Origin of the sequence: Streptomyces sp. NPDC096176 (assembly GCF_044763255.1) — a bacterium.
GTDB lineage: Bacteria > Actinomycetota > Actinomycetes > Streptomycetales > Streptomycetaceae > Streptomyces.
On sequence record NZ_JBIWFV010000014.1, the window covers coordinates 140,813 to 145,156 of the forward strand.

Below are 4,344 nucleotides of genomic sequence, written 5' to 3' on the forward strand. Positions count from 1 at the left end.
GGGCGGGCGGTCGTGCGGTCAGCGGCCGGTGTCGCCGTATCCGGCGACGATGCGTTCGAGCACCTCGGGCAGCCGGAACGAGGTGCGGTGCAGGGCGGCCTCGCGGGCGATCGCGGTGTCGGTGGCGGCCAGCAGCGGTTCGGCGAGTTCTTGTTTGAGGAGTTCGACCGAGGCGCGGGGCGGCCCGCACATCGACAGCGCCAGCTCCCGTGCGGTGCGCGGTACGTCGGCGTGCGCGGCCACGCGGATCGGGGCGCCGCGCTCGCGTAGTTCGGCGCCGCGGTAGTTGCGTGCGGTGTAGAGCATTTCGGTGCCCAGTTCGCGGCCGAAGCGGGAGGGGAACAGGTGGGTGGCGCCCATGCCGGGGGTGAAGCCGTAGTTCATGAAGTTGCCCGCGTACATGGAGCGTTCGCTGAAGACGGCGAAGTCGGCGTACAGGGCCAGGACGAGGCCGCCGCCGATGGCGTGGCCCTGGAGGGAGGCGATCACCGGCAGCGGGCAGCGGGCGAAGACGCGGAAGAAGTCGTCGGTGTCGAAGGTGGCGTCGCCGCGGGCGAAGTTGATCAGTTCGCGGCGGGTGCCGCCGGCGCAGAACAGTTCGGGCCGGCCTTCGACGAGGACGGCGCGGGTGTGCGGGTCGGCGGCGGCGCGTTCGACGCAGTCGACGAGTCCTGCGGTCAGTGCGGGCGAGAAGGTGTTGCGGCTTGCGGTGTCGTCCAGGGTGACGACGGCGAGCGGACCTTCCCGGGTGAGCCGGACGACGGTATCGGCGGGTGCGTTCATGCGGCACGCTCCGGTGTGGCCAGCCGGCCGATGAGCCGGTGGACGGCCGGGTCGGCGAGCCGGTCGAGGAAGGTGCGTGTGGCGTCCAGGCCCAGGTGTGTGTCGCGGGGGAAGAGCCGGGCCCGGTATTCCTTGAGTGCGCCGGTGGTGTTCCGGTCGACGCGGCTGAGGTGGACCAGGGTGCGGCGCAGTGCGCCTTCGGCGTCGATGGTGGCCTCGTCGGCGAGGCCGGCGGCGAGGGCTGCGGCCGCATCGAGGTCTTCGGCCAGCAGGGTGGCGGTGAAGGCGCGCTGTTCGCCGGTGCGGCGGGCCACGAACGGCAGGGCCATCGCGGGCACGAGGCCCACCAGGGCTTCGGTGAGCCGGAAGCGGGCGCCGGGGCCGGCGATGACGAGGTCGCAGGCGGCGGCCAGTCCCACTCCTCCGGCGCTCGCGCGCCCGTCGACGACGGCGATGGTGACGACGGGGGTGCGGGTCAGGCGTTCCAGCAGTCGCCAGTACGGGAGTTCTTCCATGGCGCCGGTGGCGTGACGGGTGTCGGGCACACCGTCCGACAGGTCGGTTCCGGCGCAGAAGTCGTCGCCGCTCGCGCACAGGACCAGGACGCGGCAGCCGGGGTCGGCCTCGGCGGCGTCCAGGGCGGCGTGCAGGTTGTCCAGGAGCAGGGCGGTGATGGCGTTGCGGCGGTCGGGGTCCTCGAGGCGGGCGCGGATCACGCCGCGGGCGCGGGTGAGGGTGACGGCGGTCATCGGGCGCCTCCGTCGAGCCACACGTATTCGCGGTGGTAGTCGCGCACGGCGGACAGGACCAGGCGGCGTCCGCCGGTGAAGCGGGCCTTGGTGATCTGCGGGAAGCGGTCGAGGTCGAAGGTGAAGTCCCGCATGCCGAACTTCAGTTCGGCGGTTGCGGTCAGGAGTTCGTCGTACTCGTCCATGCTCAGCTCGTAGCGGGCGTCGAGTGCTTCGCGGATGCCCATGGCGCGCACGGCGCGCTGCGAGTCGGGGGTGATGGTGACGCTGTAGAACTCGGAGGCGCAGCCGGAGCCGTAGGAGAAGACGCCGACGCGGCGTTCGCCGTCGACGACGGCGTTGGCGATGGTGGAGGCGAGAGCGAGGTGGACGGTGCCGGCGTAGATGTTGCCGACCTGCTGGGGGTATTGGATGGCTGCGCCGAGGCGGGTGGTGAAGTCGTCCTCGACGGCCTGGGGGGCAAGGCCGCGCTTGAGTTTGCGCAGCGCGGCCCGGTGTGCGCCCTTGACCATGCCGGGGAAGGGGGTGTGCATGGCCAGCAGGTCGAAGGTGTCGACGAAGTCGGCGCCCTCGACCTTGCGGGCGTAGTCGGTGAAGGAGCCCTTGAGGCAGTCGATGAACGTCAGGAGCGACAGGTCGGTGTCGCCGGCCTCGGCCTCCGGGTCGGGGCGGCAGGTGTCCATGACCTCGTAGGAGTGGAAGCCGTTGGCGCCGGGGTCGAAGGCGGCGACGACGGGGTTGTCGCCGACGAGCATGGCCATGGCGCCGGCGCCCTGGCTGGGTTCGACGTAGGTGTGCGGCACGGGGCGGGCCACGTCGCTGCTGATGACGAGGGCCTTGGTGCCCTCGAAGGGGCTGGCGGCGACGACGGCGGCGGCCATCTGCAGGGCGGCGGTGCCGCTGTAGCAGGCCTGCTTGGTCTCGAACAGGCGGCAGCTGCGCGGCAGGCCGAGGTGGTCGTGGACGTAGGTGGCGAGCGACTTGCCGAAGTCGACGCCGGACTCGGTGCCGACGATGAGGAGTTCGATCGAGTCGCGTTCGGCGTCGGTGAGGGCGTCGACGAGGGGTTTGGCGGCGTTGACGGCGAAGGACACGGCGTCCTCGCAGTGCAAGGCGACGCTCTTGCGGGCCATCATCAGGTTGCCGATCCGGCTGTCGTCGAGGCCGCGGGCCGCGAACAGGGTCGGCACGTCGACGTAGGTCTCACCGCAGTAGGCGTTGATGGCTTCGATGCCGACCTGCTTCATGGTCTTCTCCGTAACTGACAGGATCGTGCGGCTTCAGGGCCGGGGGTCGGGGAGGCGGATCACCACGGAGGCGTTGATGCCGCCGAAGGCGAAGCTGTTGCTCAGCGCGCAGCGCAGCGGCCGCTGTTCGGCGGTGCGGCCGGCCAGTGGCAGGGCGGTGTCGGGCTGGTGCAGGTTCACGTTGGGGTGAACGGTGCCCGCCCGTAGTTGCGCGACGGTGGCGACCGCCTCGATCAGCCCGGCCGCGGACAGGCAGTGGCCGGTCAGCGGCTTGGTGGAGTTGATGCGCAGCGAGGGCCGGATGCCGAACACCGCCTGCAGCGACGCTGCTTCGGTCGCGTCGCCCAGCCTGGAGCCGGTGCCGTGCGCGTTGACATAGTCGATGTCGCCGGGGCCGATGCCCGCGGCGGTGAGCGCGGTGCGCATGGCCGCCTCCTGGCCGGCGGCGTCGGGCTCGGTGCCGCGGCGGGCGTCCAGGCGCTGCCCGTGGCCGGTGATCTCCGCCAGCACGGGGGCTCCGCGCCGGTGGGCGGCGTCCGGGTGTTCCAGGACGAACGCGGCGGCGCCCTCGCCGCGGACGAAGCCCTGGCGGGCGGTGTCGAACGGGCGGCACATGTGGGCGGGTTCGTCGCGGAAGTGCTCGTGCGCCATCGCGCCGGTGCGGCGCAGCGCCTCGGCCTCCACCGGTGACAGTTCGGCCACCGGGGCGACGACGAGGGCGCGTTCGGCCCAGCCGGCGGCCACCGTGCGTGCCGCCTGGATCAGTGCGAGGGTGCCGCTGGCCGACGCGCCGCCCAGCGCCCAGCCCTCGGCACGGATGCCGGTGAGCTCGCTGACCGCGCCGACGACGTCCACGTCGAGGTGGGTCAGCGCGTAGGAGGCGCGCAGCCGGCCGGGCGCCCGGTCGTGGCCCAGGACGGTCTGCGCCTGGTGGGCGAGGGCGAGGTTGCTGCCGGCGACGATCAGCACGGTGGAATCGGCGAGTTGCTCCTCTTCCAGGCGGGCGTCGCGCACGGCGCGCAGCGCGACGCAGGCGGCGCTGCGCGCGGGCAGCGCCGCGCGGCCCGCGACCTTCCGCAGCCGGGCCGCGGCCTCAGGTGCGTCGGCGAGGTGGCGCCCGGCCCAGGAGGCGAGGTCGAAGGCGGCGAGGGCGGCGAGGGGCAGCGCGTCGCCCTGTTCGCCGCCGAGGGTCACCGCGCTGCGGCCGGCGAGCAGGGCGGCGGTGAAGCCGTCCAGGTCCTCGGCGAGCGGGGTGAGCACCGCGGCGGCCGTGACGGCCACCGGGCCGGGCTGCCGGCTCACGCGTGCGTGCTGTGGTGGGCGCGGAAGACCGCGACCAGCGAACGCAGGTCGTCGGCCTTGGTGAGGGCCGCGCCGGGCACCGTGATGCCCAGCTCGTCCTGGGCGGCGATCACCACGTCCATACGGTCGATGGAGTTGGCGCCCAGCTCGCGCATGCTGTGGTCGAGGGTGATCTCGATGTCGGCGGTCTCGGGCAGTACGTCCACGATCTGGGCGCGGATGACGGCGAAGATCTCGTCCTCGGTCATGGGTGGTTCGTCCTC

5 protein-coding genes are annotated in these 4,344 nt (G+C 72.8%); all 5 read right to left on the minus strand.

Features of this window, described 5'->3' with window-relative positions:
- Positions 1-18 precede the first annotated feature (18 nt).
- Genes ACIQ7Q_RS30345 through ACIQ7Q_RS30365 form a run of 5 tightly spaced genes read right to left on the minus strand, consistent with a single transcriptional unit; the run spans position 19 to position 4,329 of the window.
- Positions 19-783: a polyketide synthase gene (locus ACIQ7Q_RS30345; RefSeq protein ID WP_403869060.1), complete on the minus strand. Its 765-nt coding sequence runs from the start codon at positions 781-783 to the stop codon at positions 19-21.
- Positions 780-1,532 (minus strand): enoyl-CoA hydratase/isomerase family protein, encoded by a 753-nt coding sequence (locus ACIQ7Q_RS30350; protein ID WP_403869062.1) that lies wholly within the window; start codon positions 1,530-1,532, stop codon positions 780-782. Before ACIQ7Q_RS30350 ends, ACIQ7Q_RS30345 begins: the two co-directional genes overlap by 4 nt.
- Positions 1,529-2,779: a hydroxymethylglutaryl-CoA synthase family protein gene (locus ACIQ7Q_RS30355; RefSeq protein WP_403869065.1), complete on the minus strand. Its 1,251-nt coding sequence runs from the start codon at positions 2,777-2,779 to the stop codon at positions 1,529-1,531. Before ACIQ7Q_RS30355 ends, ACIQ7Q_RS30350 begins: the two co-directional genes overlap by 4 nt.
- A gap of 33 nt (positions 2,780-2,812) precedes the next feature.
- Positions 2,813-4,081, minus strand: coding sequence for a beta-ketoacyl synthase N-terminal-like domain-containing protein (locus tag ACIQ7Q_RS30360; protein WP_403869068.1), 1,269 nt, complete (start codon positions 4,079-4,081; stop codon positions 2,813-2,815).
- Positions 4,078-4,329, minus strand: a complete 252-nt coding sequence (locus ACIQ7Q_RS30365; protein WP_403869071.1) for an acyl carrier protein — start codon at positions 4,327-4,329, stop codon at positions 4,078-4,080. Before ACIQ7Q_RS30365 ends, ACIQ7Q_RS30360 begins: the two co-directional genes overlap by 4 nt.
- Positions 4,330-4,344 lie beyond the last annotated feature (15 nt).

Bases quoted from the DNA above. Each gene is read 5' to 3' on its own strand.
- ACIQ7Q_RS30365 (WP_403869071.1), bottom strand. From the start codon at position 4,329: ATGACCGAGGACGAGATCTTCGCCGTCATCCGCGCCCAGATCGTGGAC.
- ACIQ7Q_RS30350 (WP_403869062.1), bottom strand. From the start codon at position 1,532: ATGACCGCCGTCACCCTCACCCGCGCCCGCGGCGTGATCCGCGCCCGC.
- ACIQ7Q_RS30355 (WP_403869065.1), bottom strand. From the start codon at position 2,779: ATGAAGCAGGTCGGCATCGAAGCCATCAACGCCTACTGCGGTGAGACC.
- ACIQ7Q_RS30345 (WP_403869060.1), bottom strand. From the start codon at position 783: ATGAACGCACCCGCCGATACCGTCGTCCGGCTCACCCGGGAAGGTCCG.